16 protein-coding genes are annotated in these 17198 nt (G+C 67.2%); 14 read left to right on the top strand and 2 right to left on the bottom strand.

Annotated elements, in window-relative coordinates; all coding sequences use genetic code 11:
• Nucleotides 1-262: 262 nt before the first annotated feature.
• The 5 genes from eat to HMPREF2924_RS16945 all read left to right on the top strand — a co-directional run bounded on the left by eat (nt 263) and on the right by HMPREF2924_RS16945 (nt 5563).
• Complete coding sequence (gene eat, locus HMPREF2924_RS16965; RefSeq protein WP_003093230.1) at nt 263-1711, top strand: ethanolamine permease; 1449 nt, start codon at nt 263-265, stop codon at nt 1709-1711.
• A 58-nt stretch (nt 1712-1769) separates the two neighbouring features.
• A complete protein-coding gene (locus HMPREF2924_RS16960) occupies nt 1770-3164 on the top strand; it encodes an ethanolamine ammonia-lyase subunit EutB (protein ID WP_003093232.1) in 1395 nt (464 codons plus the stop codon).
• A 10-nt stretch (nt 3165-3174) separates the two neighbouring features.
• Nucleotides 3175-3996 carry an ethanolamine ammonia-lyase subunit EutC gene (gene eutC / locus HMPREF2924_RS16955; protein ID WP_003110520.1) on the top strand — a complete coding sequence of 274 codons (822 nt, stop codon included), beginning with the start codon at nt 3175-3177 and terminating at the stop codon, nt 3994-3996.
• Between the two features lie 162 nt (nt 3997-4158).
• A complete protein-coding gene (locus HMPREF2924_RS16950) occupies nt 4159-4620 on the top strand; it encodes a GNAT family N-acetyltransferase (protein WP_003093235.1) in 462 nt (153 codons plus the stop codon).
• 49 nt (nt 4621-4669) lie between these two features.
• Entirely contained in the window at nt 4670-5563 is an 894-nt protein-coding gene (locus HMPREF2924_RS16945) for a substrate-binding periplasmic protein (protein ID WP_003093237.1), read from the top strand.
• Here HMPREF2924_RS16945 and HMPREF2924_RS16940 read toward each other — a convergent pair.
• Entirely contained in the window at nt 5456-7039 is a 1584-nt protein-coding gene (locus HMPREF2924_RS16940) for a protein kinase family protein (RefSeq protein ID WP_023094520.1), read from the bottom strand. The two genes, HMPREF2924_RS16945 and HMPREF2924_RS16940, sit on opposite strands and share 108 nt — an antisense overlap.
• Before the next feature lie 193 nt (nt 7040-7232).
• On the opposite strand from HMPREF2924_RS16940, the gene HMPREF2924_RS16935 reads away from it, so the two are divergent.
• The 3 genes from HMPREF2924_RS16935 (at nt 7233) to ppa (ending at nt 9338) form a co-directional block, all read left to right on the top strand.
• Nucleotides 7233-7898 (top strand): DedA family protein, encoded by a 666-nt coding sequence (locus HMPREF2924_RS16935; RefSeq protein WP_003093241.1) that lies wholly within the window; start codon nt 7233-7235, stop codon nt 7896-7898.
• 2 nt (nt 7899-7900) lie between these two features.
• Nucleotides 7901-8731 carry a M90 family metallopeptidase gene (locus HMPREF2924_RS16930; RefSeq protein WP_003093244.1) on the top strand — a complete coding sequence of 277 codons (831 nt, stop codon included), beginning with the start codon at nt 7901-7903 and terminating at the stop codon, nt 8729-8731.
• 79 nt (nt 8732-8810) lie between these two features.
• Nucleotides 8811-9338, top strand: coding sequence for an inorganic diphosphatase (gene ppa, locus HMPREF2924_RS16925; RefSeq protein ID WP_003093248.1), 528 nt, complete (start codon nt 8811-8813; stop codon nt 9336-9338).
• Nucleotides 9339-9429: 91 nt separating this feature from the next.
• On the opposite strand, the gene HMPREF2924_RS16920 is transcribed toward ppa, so the two are convergent.
• The gene (locus HMPREF2924_RS16920; RefSeq protein ID WP_003093250.1) at nt 9430-10146 is read right to left on the bottom strand and encodes a response regulator transcription factor; all 717 of its coding nucleotides are present in this window, start codon (nt 10144-10146) and stop codon (nt 9430-9432) included.
• Between the two features lie 194 nt (nt 10147-10340).
• Here HMPREF2924_RS16920 and mucE point away from each other — a divergent pair, with 194 nt between their 5' ends.
• From mucE to HMPREF2924_RS16890, 6 genes are all read left to right on the top strand, one after another.
• Nucleotides 10341-10610: a mucoid induction factor MucE gene (gene mucE, locus HMPREF2924_RS16915; protein WP_003110519.1), complete on the top strand. Its 270-nt coding sequence runs from the start codon at nt 10341-10343 to the stop codon at nt 10608-10610.
• A gap of 346 nt (nt 10611-10956) precedes the next feature.
• Complete coding sequence (aqpZ, locus tag HMPREF2924_RS16910; RefSeq protein ID WP_003102790.1) at nt 10957-11646, top strand: aquaporin Z; 690 nt, start codon at nt 10957-10959, stop codon at nt 11644-11646.
• 165 nt (nt 11647-11811) lie between these two features.
• The gene (locus HMPREF2924_RS16905) at nt 11812-12813 is read left to right on the top strand and encodes a FecR family protein (protein ID WP_003110517.1); all 1002 of its coding nucleotides are present in this window, start codon (nt 11812-11814) and stop codon (nt 12811-12813) included.
• Between the two features lie 18 nt (nt 12814-12831).
• Complete coding sequence (locus tag HMPREF2924_RS16900; protein ID WP_003132429.1) at nt 12832-15132, top strand: CHASE2 domain-containing protein; 2301 nt, start codon at nt 12832-12834, stop codon at nt 15130-15132.
• A 404-nt stretch (nt 15133-15536) separates the two neighbouring features.
• Nucleotides 15537-16463, top strand: a complete 927-nt coding sequence (locus HMPREF2924_RS16895; RefSeq protein WP_003093264.1) for an ABC transporter ATP-binding protein — start codon at nt 15537-15539, stop codon at nt 16461-16463.
• Nucleotides 16460-17194 (top strand): ABC transporter permease subunit, encoded by a 735-nt coding sequence (locus HMPREF2924_RS16890; protein WP_003110515.1) that lies wholly within the window; start codon nt 16460-16462, stop codon nt 17192-17194. The genes HMPREF2924_RS16895 and HMPREF2924_RS16890 overlap by 4 nt, the downstream gene beginning before the upstream one ends.
• Nucleotides 17195-17198 lie beyond the last annotated feature (4 nt).

Below are 17198 nucleotides of genomic sequence, written 5' to 3'. Positions count from 1 at the left end.
AGACCAAGAACCTGCTGGTGAGCTACGACATCAACCCGCTGGGCTTCTTCTAGTAGGACCCCGGACCGGCCGCGACCGCTCTTTCCCGGAGCGGTCGCGCCGGCTCGTGAAACACGCCGCCGAGGCTGACGGCGGCGCCCCTTCCACCTCCTCGCCAGGCCGATTGCAGAGCGGCTGGCATAGCTATTGCCTGCGTTCACCACGTACAGCACACCACCGGGAAAACCGGGGTCGATAACAACAAGATTGAGGTGAAAAACCCATGTCCCTCGAACAAACCGGCCATGCGCCCGCAACTTCCGGGGTCGACTTCGAAAGCGTCGACGCCGACTACTTCCAACACCGTCAACTGAAGAAAGGCGCCGCCGGCTGGGTCCTGCTGGTCGGGCTCGGCGTCGCCTACGTGATCTCCGGCGACTACGCCGGCTGGAACTTCGGCCTGGCCCAGGGCGGCTGGGGCGGGATGTTCCTCGCCACCCTGCTGATGGCCACCATGTACCTGTGCATGTGCTTCTCGCTCGCCGAGCTGTCTTCGATGATCCCTACCGCCGGCGGTGGCTACGGCTTCGCCCGCAGCGCCTTCGGGCCCTGGGGCGGCTTCCTCACCGGCACCGCGATCCTCATCGAATACGCCATCGCCCCGGCGGCCATCGCCTGCTTCATCGGCGCCTACTGCGAGTCGCTGTTCGGCGTCGGCGGCTGGCTGATCTACCTGGTGTTCTACATCGTGTTCATCGGCATCCACATCCTCGGCGCCGGCGAGGCGCTGAAGCTGATGTTCGTCATCACCGCGGTGGCGGCCATCGCCCTCGGCGTGTTCATTGTCGCGATGGTTCCGCACTTCGACTCGGCCAACCTGTTCAACATCCCGCAGACCGCGGCGACCGGCGCCAGCAGCTTCCTGCCGTTCGGCTATGTCGGGGTCTGGGCGGCGATCCCCTACGCGATCTGGTTCTTCCTCGCCGTCGAAGGCGTGCCGCTGGCCGCCGAGGAAACCAAGAACCCCAAGCGCGACCTGCCGCGCGGACTGATCGGCGCCATGTTGGTGCTTCTCGCCTTCGCCGCACTGATTCTGGTCGTCGGTCCCGGGGCCGCCGGAGCCAAGGAGCTGATGGGCTCGGGCAATCCCCTGGTGGAAGCGCTGGAGTCGGCCTACAAGGGTTCGACCTGGATGAGCCAGTTCGTCAACCTGGTCGGCCTGGCCGGGCTGATCGCCAGCTTCTTCTCGATCATCTATGCCTACTCGCGGCAGATCTTCGCCCTCTCCCGCGCCGGCTACCTGCCGCGCAGCCTCTCGCTGACCAACCGCAAGAAGGCGCCGGTACTGGCCCTGGTGGTGCCGGGGGTGATCGGCTTCGGCCTGTCGCTGACCGGCCAGGGCGACCTGCTGATCCTGGTCGCGGTGTTCGGCGCGACCATCTCCTACGTGCTGATGATGGCCGCGCACATCACCCTGCGCATCCGCCGCCCGGACATGCAGCGCCCCTACCGCACCCCTGGCGGCATCCTCACCTCCGGCGTAGCCCTGGCGCTGGCCTGCGTCGCGGTGGTCGCCGGCTTCCTGGTCGACCCGCGGGTCGTGGTCGGCGCGGTGGCGATCTACGCTGTACTGATCGGCTACTTCGCCCTGTACAGTCGGCATCACCTGGTGTCCGGCACCCCGGAAGAGGAGTTCGCCGCGATCCAGGCGGCGGAACAGGACCTGCGCTGAGAGCGACAACGACAAAGCCCGGCCCGCCGCATGGCGAGGCCGGGCACTGGAGACACACATGGCACGTTTCACCCATAGCGTCGGCGGCGAGACCTACCGCTTCGACAGCCTCAAGGACGTGATGGCCAAGGCCAGCCCCGCGCGCTCCGGCGATTTCCTCGCCGGCGTCGCGGCGAGCAACGACGGCGAGCGGGTCGCCGCGCAGATGGCCCTGGCCGACATCCCGCTCAAACACTTCCTCGACGAGGCGCTGATTCCCTACGAGGACGACGAGGTCACCCGCCTGATCATCGACACCCACCAGCGCGACGCCTTCGCCCCGGTGTCCCATCTCACCGTCGGCGGCTTCCGCGACTGGCTGCTCGGCGACGCCGCCGACGAGGCCAGCCTGCGCGCCCTGGCTCCGGGCCTGACGCCGGAAATGGCAGCGGCGGTATCGAAGATCATGCGTGTCCAGGACCTGGTCCTGGTGGCGCAGAAGATCCGCGTGGTCACCCGCTTCCGCAACACCCTCGGCCTTCGCGGCCGGCTCTCCACCCGCCTGCAACCGAACCACCCGACCGACGACCCGGCCGGAATCGCCGCGAGCATCCTCGACGGCCTGCTGTTCGGCAATGGCGACGCGATGCTCGGGATCAATCCTGCCACCGACAGCATGGCCTCGATCTGCGCCCTGCTGGAGATGCTCGACGCGATCATCCAGCGCTACGAGATTCCCACCCAGGCCTGCGTGCTGACCCACGTCACCAGCTCCATCGAGGCGATCAACCGCGGCGTGCCGCTGGACCTGGTGTTCCAGTCGATCGCCGGCACCGAGGCGGCCAATGCCAGCTTCGGCATCAGCCTGAAGATCCTCCAGGAAGGCTACGAGGCCGGGCTCAGCCAGAAGCGCGGCACCCTCGGTAACAACCTGATGTACTTCGAGACCGGCCAGGGCAGCGCGCTCTCGGCCAACGCCCATCACGGCGTCGACCAGCAGACCTGCGAGACCCGCGCCTATGCGGTGGCTCGTCACTTCAAGCCGTTCCTGGTGAACACCGTGGTCGGCTTCATCGGTCCCGAGTACCTGTACAACGGCAAGCAGATCATCCGCGCCGGCCTGGAAGACCACTTCTGCGGCAAGCTGCTCGGCGTGCCGATGGGTTGCGACATCTGCTACACCAACCATGCCGAGGCCGACCAGGACGACATGGACATGCTCCTGACCCTGCTGGGCGTCGCCGGGATCAACTTCATCATGGGCATTCCCGGCTCCGACGACGTGATGCTCAACTACCAGACCACCTCCTTCCACGACGCCCTCTATGCGCGCCAGACGCTGGGCCTGAAGCCGGCGCCGGAATTCGAGGACTGGTTGCAGCGGATGGGAATCTTCACCCAGGCCGACGGGCGCATCCGCTTCGGCGACGAGCTACCGCCGGCGTTCCGCCAGGCCCTGGCGCAACTGGCCTGAGGAGATGCCGATGAACGACAAGCACCTGCCCGACGCCAGCGCCGAGAACCCCTGGCTGCCGCTGCGCCAGCTGACCCCCGCGCGGATCGCCCTGGGCCGCACCGGCACCAGCCTGCCGACCCGCCCGCAACTGGACTTCCAGTACGCCCACGCCCAGGCGCGCGACGCCGTGCACCTGCCCTTCGACCATGCGGCCATCAGCGACGGCCTGCGCCAGCGCGGCCGCGACAGCCTGCTGCTGCACAGCGCCGCCGCCGACCGCCACGTCTACCTGCAACGCCCGGACCTCGGCCGGCGCCTCGACGAGGCCTCGGTGCAACGCCTGCGCGAACACGCCGCCGGCTACGACGGGCAGATCGACCTGGCCATCGTGGTCGCCGACGGCCTCTCCGCGCTGGCCGTGCAGCGTCACACCCTGCCCTTCCTCGAACGCCTGGAGGAACAGGCGCTGGCCGAAGGCTGGTCGCTGTCGCCGGTGGTCCTGGTGGAACAGGGACGGGTGGCGGTGGCCGACGAGATCGGTGAATTGCTGCGGGCGAAGATGAGCGTGATCCTGATCGGCGAGCGTCCCGGCCTCAGCTCGCCGGACAGCCTCGGCCTGTACTTCACCTGGGCCCCGCGGGTCGGCCTCACCGACGCCTATCGCAACTGCATCTCCAACGTCCGCCTGGAAGGCCTCAGCTACGGCATGGCCGCGCACCGCCTGCTCTACCTGATGCGCGAGGCCTGCCGGCGGCAGCTTTCCGGGGTCAACCTGAAGGACGAGGCGGAAGTCCAGGCGCTGGAAGGCGAGGCTCCGCGCACCGGCAACTTCCTCCTGGCGAGGGACTGAGCCTCCCGGCCGAAGGATGGGCCGGCGCGCGACGCCCCTCCTTCGGCCGATTCAAACGTTCGCTTGGATTGCGCTTTCCAGGGAGATTGGGCAGCATCGAAGCGTTGCTGGCATGCAGCCTGCATCGTCCCGGCAGCCCCTTCCCGCAATGCGAGGCCCGTCATGCGAATCGTGCAAGCCACCCTCGAACACCTCGACCTGCTGGCGCCGCTGTTCGTCAAGTACCGCGAATTCTACGGCATGCTCTCCTACCCCGAGTCCTCGCGGAAATTCCTCGAGAAACGCCTGCGCCGCAAGGAGTCGGTGATCTACCTGGCGCTGGCCGACGAAGAAGACCGGCTGCTCGGTTTCTGCCAGCTCTATCCGAGCTTCTCCTCGCTGTCGCTCAAGCGCGTCTGGATCCTCAACGACATCTACGTCGCCGAGGAGGCGCGCCGGCAACTGGTCGCCGACCACCTGCTGCAACACGCCAAGCAGATGGCCCGGGAAACCCATGCGGTGCGCATGCGTGTCTCCACCAGCGTCGACAACGAGGTAGCGCAGAAAGTCTACGAGTCGATCGGCTTCCGCGAAGACCAGGAGTTCAAGAACTACACCCTGCCGATCAGCGACGAACTAAGCTGAAGACAAAGGCACGGCACTTCCCAACCGATCGCTCAGAGCAGAGGCATCCATGGGTTCGCGCACCTGGCACTGGCCCGGCGTCCTGCTCGGCCTGCTCCTCGCCACGGCCGGCGCGCAGGCCGACACCCTGCGCGTGGCGACCCTCGACTGGGCGCCCTACGTCGGCCCCGACCTGCCGGGCAAGGGCCTCGCCAGCCGCATCCTCGACGAAGCCCTGGCCCTCGACGGGCACCGCGCCGAACTGGTGTTCCTGCCCTGGCAACGCGCTCTGAAGGAAGCCGCCGAGGGGCGCTTCGACGCCCTCATGCCGGCCTACCTGTCGCCCGAGCGGCGCGAACTGTTCCACGCCACCATCCCCCTGCTCGACTCGCAACTGGGCTTCTTCCGCCAGCGCGAGCGCCTGCTGCCGGTCAATCCCGCGCATCTGGAAAGCCTGCGTCCGTACCGCATCGGTGTGGTCCGCGGCTACGTCAACCGGGAGGATTTCGACGCCGACCGCAGCCTGACCAAGGACGCGGTGACCAACGACTGGCAGAACCTCGAGAAGCTCCTGCGCGGGCGTATCGACCTGGCCGTGGTCGATCGCTACACCGGCTACCACCTGCTGGCGCGCAACGTGCCGGCGCTGAAGGATCGCCTGGTGTTCATCGAACCGCCGCTGGAGGTCAAGCCGCTCTATGTACTGGTGCCGAAAAGACACGCCCGCGGCGCCGCCCTTGCCGCCAGCCTCGACCGCAACCTGCGCCTGATGCGTCGCAGCGGCCGGCTGGAACAACTGATCGCCGAAGCGCACCTCGAACGCAGCGGACAGACCCGCACGCTGGCCGTCGATCCGTTAACCGGCCAGGCCGACCAGCAGCGCAGCCCCGGCCAGGAGCAGGACCAGGGCCAGCACGCCCCGTTGCAACCGGCGTGGCGCAAAGACCCGCTGGGGATGCGCTAGCGGCTTCTGCAAGGCCAGCCAGAATTCCGACAACGCTTCGAAGCGCGCCTCCGGACGCGGCGCCAGGGCCCGCGCCAATACACCGTCCCAGCCGACCGGCAGGTCCGCCTGACGCTCGCCCAGCGGCTCGTAGCGGCATCCGCCGTCGCTCTCCGGGCAAGCGATCGACGGCCAGCGACCACAGAGCAGCCAATAGAACAGCGCCGCCAGGGCGAACTGGTCGGCCCGGCCATCGAGCGCCTCGCCGCGACGCAACTCCGGCGCCAGCGGCACGCTGTCCGCAGGCAGCGCCTGGCGCGCCACCCCCGGCAGGATCGCCGCTGCCTCGGGGAGGAACAGCAGGCGCCCGCCCTCGTCCAGCAGGATCTGCCGCGGCGCCAGCCACAAGCCCTGTACACCGCGCCGCTGCAAGGCGCGAACCGCATCGATAAGTTGCTCCAGGAGGACCAGCGCGCATTGCGGTTCCAGCGGCAGGTGCGCTGGCGCCCAATCCAGCAGGCTGCGCATCGGCCAGCGCGGCGGAGCGAACAACTGGAAGGCATGACGACGCAACCGGAGCGACGACAATACTCGCGGCAGGCTCTCCGCACGGCAGCGCCGCAGTGCCCATTCGCGCTGCCAGAACGCTTCGTCGGCATCGGCCGCCGCGAGCAGCAGCAACGCCTCGCGTCCTTGCTCGTCGCAGGCGCGGAACAGCCGCCCGGGCGGGCCGAACGCGCAAGCCGCCTGCAAGGTCCAGCCATCCACGCAGTCGCCGGGGCACGCCGCGCCCAGCGCTGGCCAGCCGGTATGCCGTGGCGCCGCTGGGGCGCGCTCGAGCGCCCCCGGCAAGACCAGCGCCACCGCCCCCGGCGCATGCAGCAACGGCTGCAGCACGCCCTCCAGGCGCCCCGTGGTCAGCCCGGCACAACGTTCTCCGAGGGCGCGCAGGTCGGCCACTTCGAGCAACGGCTGGGGCGCCAGCACCAAGGGCTCGCCGGCCACCTGGGTCAGGTTGTGCTGGACCAGCGCCAGCTCCGCGCTGCTACCCAGCGGCTGGCCGCTCCCTCCCAGGCGCTGCAGGCTGCCCTGGCGATAACGCAGCAGGCCGACGGCGCCGCACTGGAGAAAGTGCACGCCCCCGGCATGGACCAGCAGCAACCCCGCCGCCAGCTCGAGCACGCCCGGCTCGCCTTCGCGGCGCCGGCGATACAGCTGCATGTTCAGCGAAGCCAGGACCTGCCGCGCCGCCTGCGCTTCCGGCCAACCCTCGGGGGTACAGGCGTAGTCGGCGAACAGTGCGTCGAGATGGCCTTCGATGGCCTGCACCACGTTGGCGCAACCGCGTCCCCAGAGCAGCGCCAGGAGAAACGCCGGAGCCCGTCCGGGGCGAGGCGCGAGCCATTCGGCGCGAACCCGCGCGGCCTGCCCCGGCAAGTCGCGCCCGGCGCCCAGGGCGAGACTGAGCGGTGGCTGGGCAAAAGGCTGGAGTGTCATCGCACGCCCTTCCCTGCTAGAAATTTCTCCTGTTCTTGCAGACTTTATGCCGACCAATTTCGGAAAAATTACCGAAACATCCTGCAATCAGTGGTTTTGCCGGGATCGCGACAAACAGCCCCCCACCCATCCGGACGCCCCCCTATAATGGCGGCCCTCTGCCGCTCAACGCGTTGTCTCCGCAGGTTGCTCAATGGACTTCAACCCAATCGATCTGATTCTCCACCTGGATACCTACCTGGCCATGCTGGTCAGCAACTATGGCGTCTGGATCTACGCCATCCTGTTCCTGGTGATCTTCTGTGAAACCGGCCTGGTGGTGACTCCGTTCCTCCCCGGCGACTCGCTGCTGTTCATCGCCGGCGCCATCTGCGCCACCGGCGGCATGGACCCATGGCTGCTCGGCGGGCTGCTGATGGTCGCGGCGATCACCGGCGACAGCACCAACTACGTGATCGGCCGGACCCTCGGCAAGCGGCTGTTCAGCAACCCGGACTCGAAGGTATTCCGCCGCGACTACCTCGACCGCACCCATGAGTTCTACGAACGCCACGGCGGCAAGACCGTGACCCTGGCGCGCTTCCTGCCCATCGTGCGGACCTTCGCGCCCTTCGTCGCCGGCATGGCGAAGATGCACTATCCGCGCTTCGTCATGTTCAGCGTGGTCGGCACCGTGGCCTGGGTCGGCGGCCTGGTGACCCTGGGCTACTTCTTCGGCAACGTGCCGTTCATCAAGAAGAACCTGTCGCTGCTGGTGATCGGCATCATCCTGCTGTCGCTGCTGCCGATGATCCTCGGCTTCATTCGCCATCGCCTGCAGGCGAGCGCCGCCAAACAGGCCAAGGCCCAGAGCGACTGAGCATGTGGTCGTTCCGCGCCTGGCGGCGCCGGCGCCTGCTGGCGCGCCACCCGGTGGCCGAAGAGCTCTGGCAGCGGGTACGCCGGCACCTGCCGATCCTCGACGGCCTGGACGCCGACGAGGACCGCCGCCTGCGCGAGCGGGCCGTGCTGTTTCTCGCCGACAAGCACCTGACCGCACTCGCCGGCGTCGATCTCGACGACTTCGGCCGCCTGCTGCTGGCGGCGCAGGCGCAACTGCCGCTGTTGCACCTGCCGGAGCTGAACTGGTACCAGGGCTTCCACGAGCTGGTGCTGTATCCCGACGATTTCGTCAGCCCGCAGAAACACCGCGACGCCAGCGGCGTAGTCCATGAGTTCGACGACGAACGCAGCGGCGAGACCTCCCTGCAAGGGCCGGTGGTCCTGGCCTGGCCCGGCGTCGTCGGCGGGGGTGGCTGGGATGCCTACAACCTGGTGATCCACGAACTGGCGCACAAGCTGGACATGCTCAACGGCGACGCCAACGGCCTGCCGCCGCTGCACGCCGGCATGCGCATCGGCGACTGGGCGAGCGCCATGCAGGCCGCCTACGACGAGATGAACGCCCTGCTCGACCGCGATCCCGACGCGCAGACCGCCATCGATCCCTATGCGGCGGAAGATCCGGCGGAGTTCTTCGCCGTTACCAGCGAGTATTTCTTCACCGCCCCGGATCTCCTCCACGAGGCCTATCCGGCGGTATACCGGCAGCTCCAGTTGTTCTACCGCCAGGACCCGCTGCAACGCCTGCGCCGCCTGCAGGCCGAGCATCCGGACTACCGCGAGGCGGCGGGCGACACGACTAACGGCTGAATGCCGGTACATGGCATCGACAACCGAATATGCCTATAATCGCGGCCTCTTTTTTGGCCAGAAACCTCTGGAGTCACCCATGAGCTACAGCAAGATCCCGGCCGGCAAGGACCTGCCGAACGACATCTACGTCGCTATCGAGATTCCGGCCAACCATGCGCCGATCAAGTACGAGATCGACAAGGACACCGACTGCCTGTTCGTCGACCGTTTCATGGCCACCCCGATGTTCTACCCGGCCAACTACGGCTTCATCCCGAACACCCTGGCCGACGACGGTGACCCGCTGGACGTGCTGGTGGTGACCCCCTATCCGGTCGCTCCCGGTTCTGTGATCCGCGCGCGTCCGGTTGGCGTCCTGCACATGACCGACGAGGCAGGCGGCGACGCCAAGCTGATCGCCGTGCCGCACGACAAGCTGAGCGTCCTGTACAAGGACGTGAAGGAATACACCGACCTGCCGGCCCTGCTGCTGGAGCAGATCAAGCACTTCTTCGAGAACTACAAGGATCTCGAGAAAGGCAAGTGGGTCAAGGTCGAAGGCTGGGGCAACGCCGACGCCGCCCGCGCCGAGATCACCAAGGCCGTGGCCGCGTTCCAGAAGTAAGCGCGCCTCGCCGAAAAGAAGCCCCGCAGCCGCGGGGCTTTTTCATTCTCCCTCGCCGACCGCCAAGGTCGGTCTCGCCACCCCGCTCCGCTCAGTCGACCGTCGCCACGCTCTCCAACCGATATCCGTAGCCGTAGATGGTCAGCAACTGCCAACCGCGCTCGGCGGTCAGGCCAAGCTTGTTGCGCAGGCGATAGATGTGGGTATCCAGCGGCCGCGAGGACAACACTTCCTCGTGGGGCCAGAAGCGCTCGTAGAGATATTCCCGCGATAACGGCCGTCCCAGGTTGGCGAACAGGCAGCGGGCCAGGCGGTATTCGCGCTCGGTCAGGCTGATCGGCGCGCCGGCCCGGGTCACGGTCAGCTCGGCATCGTCGAAGCTGAGGTCGTTGAAAGTCTGCACCTCATGCTGCGCGGGACGCGTTCCCCCGTGGCGACGCAGCACGGCGGCTACCCGCGCCTTCAGTTCGTTGGGTCGGAACGGCTTGCTGACATAGTCGTCGGCGCCGCTGTTCAACGCCTGCACGATGTCCTGTTCGGCGTCACGGCTGGTCAGCATGATCGCCGGCGGCGGCGCATCCAGGTGCTCACGGCTCCAGCGCAGCAATTGCAGGCCGCTGAGGTCCGGCAACTGCCAGTCGAGGATCAGCAGGTCGAAGGTTTCCCGCTTGAGCTGCTTGAGCAGGTCCTCGCCACGGGCGAAACGGTGCACCGTCCAGGCCTGTTCGCCCTGCGCGGGTATCTGCTGCAAGGTCTGCTCGACCCGGTCCAGTTCGGCCGACTCGTCGTCCAGTATCGCGACACGCATAAAAGCTGGTCCTGTTCAATCGGGCTAACGCCCCTTTTTCGCTCCAGGAACGGCGAATTACGTACAAATCTGAAGAATTGTGACGAATCTCTCTGGTCGCGACCAGCCCTTGATAGCCTGATTCCAAATAGCCATTAAGCGGGACGAAGAGCCCGTGAGCCAGCGCCAGCCTGACCTATCAAGGAGTCGTAGCCATGGGTTTCCGGCCAGTTAGCCAACGTTTGCGTGACATCAACCTGCAGGCCCTCGGCAAGTTTTCCTGCCTTGCCCTGGTCCTCGGCCTGGAATCGGTGAGCCATCCGGCCGGTCCGGTCCAGGCCCCATCGTTCAGCCAGGGCACCGCCAGCCCGTCCTTCGCCACTCCGCTCGGCCTCGAGGGCCCGGCCCGCGCCAGGGCCGAGATGTGGAACGTCGGCCTGTCCGGCGCCGTCAGCGTGCGTGACGAGTTGCGCTGGGTGTTTTGAACGCGACGAATCTGAAATAGCGCGGAAGAATCTGAAGAAATATGGCAAATCTCACAGCAGACAAATCGCGCTTGGTAGATTTCCAACCGCTGAGTAGGCCAAGGAGCAAATGGATTGCTCCGACACAGGGATGTGTAAACCCGCTCCGGCGGGCCGTGGGACGAGACCACTCGAACCACAGTCAGGGGTCGGTGACGGACGATCGCCCCAGGCAACCGAGCCAATCCCCCCAGGGCTGGCTTCGACACACGGATGTGTCATCTCCCCTTCCTTGTTCGAATCATCCCCTCCCGCTATCCGGACGCCTCGATCCGCGTCCCATCCTGGATCTGAAAAGGACCTCATCATGAAGCAATACGGAGCAGAGTTCTTCGGCACCTTCTGGCTGGTATTGGGCGGCTGCGGCAGCGCAGTGCTCGCCGCCGGCGTACCGGAACTGGGAATCGGCTACCTCGGCGTGGCCCTGGCGTTCGGCCTCAGCGTGCTGACCATGGCCTATGCCATCGGCCCGATCTCCGGCGCCCACCTGAACCCCGCGGTATCGGTAGGCCTGTGGGTCGGCGGGCGCTTCCCGGCCAGCCAACTGCTGCCCTATGTCGTCGCCCAGGTCCTCGGTGGCCTCGCCGCCGGCGGCGTGCTGTACCTGATCGCCAGCGGCAAGGCCGGCTTCGACCTGGCCGCCGGCTTCGCCTCCAACGGCTACGGCGAACACTCGCCGGGCGGCTACTCGTTGCAAGCCGCGCTGGTCAGCGAAGTGGTACTTACCGGCATGTTCCTGCTGATCATCCTCGGCGCCACCTCCAAGCGCGCGCCGCAGGGCTTCGCGCCGATCGCCATCGGCCTGACCCTGACCCTGATCCACCTGATCAGCATCCCGGTCACCAACACCTCGGTGAACCCGGCGCGCAGCACCGCGGTCGCCCTGTACGTCGGCGACTGGGCGGTTTCCCAGCTGTGGCTGTTCTGGGTCGCGCCGATTCTCGGTGCGGTACTCGGCGCCCTGGCCTATCGCCTGATCGGCGACAAGAACGACTGAACCGAAGCGCCTGGCCCAACCGCCAGGCGCTGCGGCCGAGGAAACGACAAGGGAGCCTGCGGGCTCCCGATGTCGTTGCAAGGATTGCGAAACCGGCGCCCGATCAGGCAGATTGCAGCCTGACCGGACCGCCAGCGATACCTGACCCGCCGCCCAGTGAAGCCTATGACAGCCCTCGCCCTTACTTCCCGATCCCTCTTTCCGGCTTGCGCCGCCCTGGCGCTGGGCGGACTGTTGACGCTGCTCGCCGGCTCCGTCGCGGCCGCGCCGGCCAAGACGAAACGGCCACCGTTCATCGAGCAGGGCGAAACGTGCCTGCCCCAGCCGCTCCCCGCCAGCGTGCTCTATCTCGCCGGCGACGCCTGGAAGCTCGACGCCAAGGGCAACCAGACGCCCCTGGAAGAAGGCATGGACATCGACGAACTGGAAGGCGTCAAGACCTCTCCGACCGCCTTCGTCAGCCTGCTGCTCGGCGACGGCAGCCGCATCGTCCTGCCCTCCAGCTCGGAAGTCACCCTGCACCTCGACGAGGACACCGGCATTCCGCAGATCGCCCTGCGCGCGGGGCAGGTCGAGTCCTATGTCCTGAAGAGAAAGAGCGATCACGACCGCTTCCAGGTGCTGACCCCGGTGGGCGTACTGGGCGTGCGCGGTACCCACTTCCGCGCCCGCACCGAAGACGGCCAGGCGCTGACCGAAGTGCTCGACGGGCGCGTCGCGGTGAACCGCGAGCTGACCAGCGACGACCTGCCGCTCAACGGCAGGCGCCCGGCCCGCAAGGCGGCGCAGGCCGAGCCGGACGAGGACGTGCTGGTCGACGCCCGCCGCGGCCTGAAGGTCAAGCCGCAGGGCAAGCTGACGCCGGTGGACCTGCTACCCGCCCCGCAATTGCGCGGCCAGGGCGGCGAGCACGGCGAGTCGCCGGTTTGGAAGCTCTATCTTGCCCCGCTGCACGGCGCCAAGCGCTACCGTGCGCAGGTAGCCAGCGATCCGGACTTCCTGCGCATCCAGCAGGAGCGTTTCTCGAGCACCCCGGAAGTCAGTTTCAGCGGGCTCAAGGCGGCCTTCTACCACGTCCGTCTCTCGGCCTTCGACAACGACGGCCTGGAGGGCGAGACCAGCGTCTACGACATTCTCTACTACCCGCGAGGCGGCAGTGCCCGATAGGGCGCCGGGGCCTCGCCGATGAAGGCGCTCGACCGCCAGGACGAGCCCAGCCAGGCGCAGCGGCTGTTCCGCGGCCTGGTGCGCGAATGGCTGCTGGTCAGCCTGCTGCTCCTTCCGCTCACCGCCCTGCTTTCGCTGAGCAGCGGCCTGCCGCTGAACAACCTGCTCTACGACCGCCTGCGCAACCTCACCCCGCTGGCCGTCGATCCGCGCATCCTCGTCGTCGCCATCGACGACCGTAGCCTGGAAAGCCTCGGTCGCTGGCCCTGGCCGCGCAGCATCCACGCCGAGCTGCTGGATCGCCTGGCCGCCGCCGGCGCACGCAGCGTACTGCTCGACGTGATCTTCAGCGAACCCTCCTCCAATCCGGACAGCGACCGCCAGTTGGCAAGATCGCTGTGCCGGGCCGGCAACGTCCTCCTGCCACTGCTGCGCGAAAGCGTGCCGCGCTACGGCGAACCGCCACGGGAGATACCGCCGACCGCGCCGCTGGCCGGCTGCGCCGCCGGCATCGGGCATATCAACGTCGAAGCGGACAGCGACGGCACGGTGCGCAGCGTCTACCTGCGCGAAGGACCGCTCGGCCAGCCGCGCCCGCTGCTCGCCTGGCAAGCATTCGCCGATGCCGGCGCCATGCCCATGCCCGGCCTCGACGACATGCGCAACCTGCCCGGCTGGCAGCGTGACCACGCCATCCGCATTCCCTTCATCGGTGCCGACGCGGGCTTCCCCAGCGTGCCCTACGTCAGCGTGTTGCGCGGCGAGGTGCCAGACAGCCTGCTGCGCGACCGCCTGGTCCTGGTCGGCGCCACCGCGCCGGGCCTCGGCGACCGCTATGTCACCCCGCTGTCGGCCAGCCTCGGCACCACGCCGGGGGTGGAGATCCAGGCCAACATCCTCAACGGGCTGTTGCAGCAGCGCACCGCCGTCGACCTGCAACCCTGGCTCGCCGCCCTGCTCTCCGCCGCCAGCGTAGCGCTGCTGCTCGGCCTGATGCTGTTCCGCTCGCGCCACGCCTTGCTCCTCACCCTGGCCTGCGCGGTCCTGGCCCTGGGTCTTTCCTGGGCGCTGCTGCTCAACGGCTGGTGGTGGTCGCCGCTGGCCAGCCTGGTCGGCCTGCTGCTGGCCTACCTGATCTGGAGCTGGCGCCGGCTGAACGCGGTGCTCGCCTACTTCGGCTGGGAACTGGCGCGCCTCGACCGCGAGCCCAAGGTGCTGCCCGAGCGGGCCAGCCCCCCACGCGCCGGCAACGATCCATTGCAGAACCGCATCGCCGCCCTGGAGCAGGCGGTCAGCCGCACCCGCGACAGCCGGCGGTTCATGGCCGACGGCCTGGAAGGCCTGCCGGTGGCGACCCTGATCTGCGACCCGCAGGGGCAGATCCTGCTGGCCAACCGCAAGGCACGCGACCTGTTCGGCGGCGAGCTGCGCGGCGACGAACTGCGCCAGTGCCTGGCCGAACTCGGCCATCCGAGCCTCGCCGGCGGCGCCCGCCCAACGCTGGAAACCCTGGAAGCCATCGAGTTCCGCGACCATCGGGAACGCGACCTGCGCCTCGACCTGGCGCGCCTGCTGCCGGTCGAAAGCGAAACCGCCATCGGCTGGCTGGTGAGCCTGATCGACCTGAGCGCCGAACGCGATGCCGAGCGCCAGCGCGCCACCCTCCTGCGCTTCCTCTCCCACGACCTGCGCGCGCCGCACTCGGCGATCCTCGCCCTGCTCGACGTCCGCCCCGCCGAGGACGAAGCCGGCCAGCAGGTCTACCGACAGATAGAGCAGCAGGTCCGTCGCGCCCTGGGCCTGACCGACGCCTTCGTGCAACTGGCCAAGGCCGAATCCGACGCCTACCGCTTCGAAGCGTGCATGTTCACCATGTTGGCGATGGACGCCGCCGACCAGCTCTGGCCCCTCGCGCAACAGAAGGACATCGACCTGCGGCGCGACTGGGACGACGAGCAGGAACCGATGGTCTGGGCCGACCCCGGCCTGCTCACGCGCGCGCTGTTCAACCTGCTGGAGAATGCGGTCAAGTACAGCCCGGCGGGGACCGTCGTCAGCCTGAGCATCCGCCTCGAAGGCGACTGGCTGAGCTGCCGGATCGTCGACCAGGGCAAAGGTATCGCGGCCGCCGAACTACCGCGCCTGTTCAGCCAGTACCAGCGCTTCGCTTCCGCCGAGGGCAGCACCGGCCTGGGCCTGGGGCTGGCCATGGTCAAGACGGTGATCGACCGGCACGGCGGCAGGATCGGTTGCCAGAGCCAGGTTGGCCAGGGCACCACTTTCGAGATTCGCCTTCCGCTGCTGAAAGGCGAGGAATAACCGCTACTGGCGGAAGTCGGGTCTTCCTCCAACTTGCATTGGTCTCGAAGTTCGGAAGATCCAGGCGGCCGGGCTATTCCGCTTCCCGTCTATCGAAACGGCAACTGCCTTCCCTCGTGAAACTCCGCAGGGGGAATCGACGCGTCCCCAACATAGGCACCAGCGAGCGCGACATGGCCGCGTTCCCGCAGCGGAACCAAGGCGCTGCGCCAGCTCCAGGGCTGCCCTGGAAGTCTCGATAACTTCCATCTTTTAACGATAGTTCGTAGGAAGTTTCCCAACAATATAAGTAACTAATCTCAAAAAGAGCCCACTGGAAAAACCAGCCAATAACTCCCGGTAATCTACCGCGCTCATGCGATCCCCTACGCATAACAGCAAACGGCTCAACTTCCAGTGAAACCATGATCGACATAGACAGACTGAGCAAACGCTTTTCCGGCCGGACGGTGGTAAACGACTTGAGCTTCCGGATCGACCGGGGAGAGATCGTCGGTCTCCTCGGCCCAAACGGAGCGGGCAAGTCGACCACCCTGAAGATGCTTTCCGGCTTCCTCGCGCCGAGCGCCGGCAGCATACGCATCTTCGGCTTCGACATGCAGGACAAGGCGCGCCAGGCGCAGAAGCTGATCGGCTACCTGCCGGAGAACGCTCCCAGCTACGGAGAAATGACGGTCGAGGGCTTTCTCGCCTTCGTCGCGTCCATCCGCGACTACAGCGGACGGGAAAAACGTCGGCGCATCGACAGCGCCATGGACTGCATGGAGCTGCGGGATGAGCGCAGGAGCATCATCGAAACCCTGTCCAAGGGCTTCAAGCGTCGCGTCGCGCTGGCCCAGGCGATCCTCCACGATCCCGAGCTGCTCCTGCTCGACGAGCCCACCGACGGCCTCGACCCGAATCAGAAGCACCAGGTCCGGCAACTGGTGAAGAACCTCTCGGAAAGCAAGATCGTGGTGATTTCCACGCACATCCTTGAGGAAGTCTCGTTCATGTGCAGCCGCGCCCTGGTGATCAACGGCGGCCGCCTGCTGGCCGACAACACCCCGGGCGAACTCAGGACCCGCAGCCGCTACCACCATGCCGTCAGCCTCAGCATCGAAGCACCGGTAGACCCGCTGGCCATCGCCATGCTCCCCGGCGTCGCCGGTATCGAAGGACGCCCCGACCGGGCCGGCACCCTGACCATCCTGGCCCGCCCCGGCGCGCAGATCCTTCCCGCGCTCAACCGCCTGATCCACGGCAACGGCTGGCGGGTATCCGGGTTGCGTACCGAACACGGCCAACTGGAAGAAGTGTTCCGCCAACTGACCCGAGAAACCCCCGCATGACCGCCATCGGCACCATTTTCAGACGCGAGCTGGGCAGCTATTTCGCCACGCCGCTCGCCTATGTGTTCACCCTGATCTTCCTCGTCCTCTCCGGCGTGGCCACCTTCTACCTGGGCGACTTCTTCGAGCGCGGCCAGGCCGACCTGGCGCCGTTCTTTTCCAGCCTGCCCTGGCTCTACCTCCTGCTGATCCCCGCGCTGGCCATGCGCCTGTGGGCCGAGGAGCGCAAGTCCGGCTCCATCGAGATGCTGATGACCCTGCCCGTCTCCCGCGCCACCCTGGTCACCGGCAAGTTCCTGGCGGCCTGGTTCTGCGCCGGGCTGGCGTTGCTGCTGACCTTCCCGATGCCGCTGACGGTGAACTACCTCGGCTCGCCCGACAACGGCGCGATCATCGCCGGCTACCTGGCCGGCTGGCTGCTGTCCGGCGGCTACCTGGCCATCGGATCCTGCATGTCGGCGCTGGCGAAGAATCAGATCATCGCCTTTGCCCTGACCGTTCTCGTCTGCCTGCTGTTCGTCGGCGCCGGCACTCCCCACGTGCAACAGGCGCTCTCCGGCTGGCTTCCGCAATGGTTGCTGGACGGCATTGCCTCGCTGAGCGTGCTGGTCCGTTTCGAGGCGCTCGGCCGGGGCGTGCTCGACGTCCGCGACCTGGCCTACTTCTTCAGCCTGATCGTCGCCTGGCTGGTCGCCACCACCATCATCATCGACCTGAAAAAGGCGGCGTAGGAAA

It is taken from the genome of Pseudomonas sp. HMSC063H08 (assembly GCF_001813645.1).
Classification (GTDB): domain Bacteria; phylum Pseudomonadota; class Gammaproteobacteria; order Pseudomonadales; family Pseudomonadaceae; genus Pseudomonas; species Pseudomonas aeruginosa.
This window is presented reverse-complemented; position numbering and strand designations above follow the sequence as displayed.